This window comes from Limnobacter sp. SAORIC-690 (genome assembly GCF_002954425.1).
Taxonomy (GTDB): Bacteria; Pseudomonadota; Gammaproteobacteria; order Burkholderiales; family Burkholderiaceae_B; genus Limnobacter; species Limnobacter profundi.
Genome location: NZ_MQVZ01000001.1, coordinates 39,137 through 42,205, shown reverse-complemented (window position 1 = coordinate 42,205; position 3,069 = coordinate 39,137). Strand labels below are relative to the sequence as shown.

Below are 3,069 nucleotides of genomic sequence, written 5' to 3'. Positions count from 1 at the left end.
ACCATTTCCTATGACAGTTATCGTGAGCTTTTGGGGGGGCAACTGAAGAGTACATTCAAACTCAGAGAGAAAAATGGTTGGCAGCGAGTGTATTGTCATCCACTGCTTAGAGAGCACCTGCCGTTTAGACAGCAGTATCTTTGATGACCGCTGTAAAGGCAAATTAGAATTTCGGGTTTAGGGATATTAAGATAAATTAAAATATTTTTTTCAGGAATAGAATTAGATATTCGCGCATCTAACTTGGATTATTACTCAAATAATTGAATGACTATTGCAACTGTGAACGTTGTAAAGAGAAGAGCATTGAGTCCTCCCACTGCAGCAGCAATAGTAGAGAAGAATTTATTTTTAGAATTTGATAAGCATTTAAATACACAGAAAGAATGGATTCCAGGTGAAATTAACAGAAGGAGCATAAAGAGCAGATTGAGCGTTGAGCCAGCAAAGGTATGCTTAAAAATATCACTCAAAATTAATAATATTGTCGCGAAGGCTAAAGATATAAGCGGAACAATCCAAAAGGCCCAGCTTAAGGTGCTCTCGCCAGTGAAACAGCCTATGAATGAATTTTTAATTTCACTTAGTTTAGGAAACTTATAAGTTTCAGGCTCAAATTCAGTAGACGTCTCCTCCGTGTATGCAATACCCCTTGATGTAAGAATTTCTTTTGCAATTACCTTTGCTTCGTTGGAAAAGTAATCTGATTTAAGTTTGAAAATAAGTTCGTCACTTGATTTTTCTTGGAGTGTTGCTCTAAGGTTCATCTGGCTTGGCTTGAAATTCTGAGTCGATACATAGACGGTGTTGTTGCGCTTAAATTTTGTGCAGTCGCTAACAACATACCCAGAGTCGAGTTTACTTGATAGTGGCTGATACCATCAAGTTTTAACGGCTTCTTGATACAACGAATTTTTGTTATACGTAGTTAAATTCGATTGACGTATCAGGGATTCTTAGAATTTCCGGGACTTTTTGATGTTGCGAATGAACTGTATTTTAAACCCCGTTATAGTTGTTGCGGACAGGGTACAACGGTAAATTTGATGAAGAAAAATTTGGAAAACTTATAAAAACGCTGCCTTTGTAAATTAAACTTTGTAGAACATAGCTAAGCCTATCTTAGGCTTGTATTTCCTGTTGTCCCTGAAGTTGGGCTGAACCGATGGTGGTTTTGTTGTGAAGAAATTTTTACTCTTGTTGACAAGTCTATTTTTGACTTCGTGTGCTGCAACGTCATCCGATACGCAGACTGGGGAAATTAGTCAAATTGACGTGTGGTTGTACGAATCAGATGAACAGATGGCATCAGCGTATGTGACTAACACCTCAGACAGCTTATTTAGCGTTATTTGCTATTATGAATCAGGCTGCATCGTTGGGGTTTACAACGGAGAGCTTTGTACAGATGGAGCGGATGTACCAGTATTGATAAATACGAAGAGCGCTAGCATGGCGTCTACAGTTGCTCGATGCGTTAATCCAGATGATGATGAATCTGAGACGGGGGCACTGAGTTTTAGGTTGGCAGATTTACCGACAGAATTCTGGGTTGGTGAGGAGCTTAGTGTTTTAGCTCCAATGGACAAGGCTAGTTTTAAGGTAAGTCGCTTTTCCTTAGCAGGGAGTGAGGTGATGCTTAATAAAGCTTTCAAAAAATGGCGGGAGATGAGTAAAACCGAACAGGGTGAATTTCGAGATAAGGTGTTTTAAAAAAATGGGTCGCAATCTTTTATTACTCGCATGCTTTTATCTCTACAGCGGAATCTCCAACGCGAACGAGAGGGTTGGAAACTGGTTGTATCAGGTGAAGGGAGAGAATTTTGAAATTTTCACTGCGAATGAATCGTCTTCTTTATTCGGATTTATCTGCAAGTCTAACGATTGCTACTTTTATATTCACGCAGGTAGCAACTGTAGACCAGAGGCTGAGGTTGCAGTTTTGGTGAATTTCGATAGTGGCGCTGACATTTCTTACGCGAAGTGTCACCACTTTCAGAGGAAAACTGGAACCATTCCAATTTTGAAGATGACCGACAAGTTTTTGTTCGATGGGATGAAAAGTGCCTCCGTTGTAAGCTTTGGGATTGCGTTAGAGCAAGGGCAGTTCAAAATATCTAAGTTTTCATTGGAGGGTTTTGAGGATGCCAGGGCTCTGCTTGTTAAGCAACTGAGCGAAGGGACAGATGCTTTGGGTGACCCTAAAAATAACCTATAGATTGAACTGCCCCGAGTTATCTAGACTCTAGTTGACTTAGTGAAAATTAATTTTCAAACCTACCGGTGACGAAACTTTCTTCAAATGTAAGGTAATGGATGCTTCCTCCAAAGCCCATGCGGCATGCTGGCCAGATTGTCGCCAAAAAGTCCTGCTACTGCTCACTGGTGAGCTTGAAGCCTTGGTCGGAATATACAATCACCTGCGGATTTGGTTTGCGTCCCTAAAAAGCCACCAACAGAGCGTGAGAAGCTTAGTCCATGCCAATTATTGAGCTCGTGGACAAACAAGTAACCTATCTTGAGAACAAGTCAGTCACGATAGCCAAATGCAACCGGCCCTTGTGGAGGAGAGTGTCAGTTATGGTGATGAATTATGCGGTCTTAGTTCCCAGTCGTTCAAGGAGGTTGGTTCTTCGCTCTGAAATTGAAGAGCCTCGATGAAGAGCCTTTTTTATCGCTTCGGTTTCGCCAAATATAAATAAACGGTTCATAGCTCGTGTAATGGCCGTATAAAGCAGTGACTGGTCAAGCATACTCTGGGCATATGAGGGCAAAAGTAGGGTACATGTCGGCCACTGTGAGCCCTGAGATTTGTGAATTGTTATTGCATACCCCAACTCAAGTTTTTCTATCACCGTACGTGTAATTGGGATTGGTATTCCATTTATTAAGACAGTTCCAAATGCACCATTTATTGGTTCATTAAACACCTCAATTAATGTACCTAAATCTCCATTCCGAATGTCATTTTCGTAATCATTGGTGGTGACCATGATGCGGTCTCCGAGGCGCAGTTCTGATTTCGATTGACTCATCCAGCGTATCCAACCGTGTAAGTCGTCCTGATAA

4 protein-coding genes are annotated in these 3,069 nt (G+C 41.1%); 2 read left to right on the top strand and 2 right to left on the bottom strand.

The window, feature by feature from the left end; all coding sequences use genetic code 11:
- Positions 1-251: 251 nt before the first annotated feature.
- On the bottom strand, positions 252-767 hold the full coding sequence (locus BSZ31_RS00200) for a hypothetical protein (RefSeq protein WP_105027016.1): 516 nt from the start codon (positions 765-767) through the stop codon (positions 252-254).
- A gap of 412 nt (positions 768-1,179) precedes the next feature.
- Here BSZ31_RS00200 and BSZ31_RS00195 point away from each other — a divergent pair, with 412 nt between their 5' ends.
- Entirely contained in the window at positions 1,180-1,713 is a 534-nt protein-coding gene (locus tag BSZ31_RS00195) for a hypothetical protein (RefSeq protein WP_105027015.1), read from the top strand.
- 4 nt (positions 1,714-1,717) lie between these two features.
- Positions 1,718-2,218, top strand: coding sequence for a hypothetical protein (locus tag BSZ31_RS00190; RefSeq protein WP_105027014.1), 501 nt, complete (start codon positions 1,718-1,720; stop codon positions 2,216-2,218).
- Between the two features lie 373 nt (positions 2,219-2,591).
- Here BSZ31_RS00190 and BSZ31_RS00185 read toward each other — a convergent pair.
- Positions 2,592-3,069: ATP-dependent RecD-like DNA helicase (locus tag BSZ31_RS00185; protein ID WP_206018518.1), on the bottom strand; the 478-nt coding region annotated here is incomplete at its 5' end.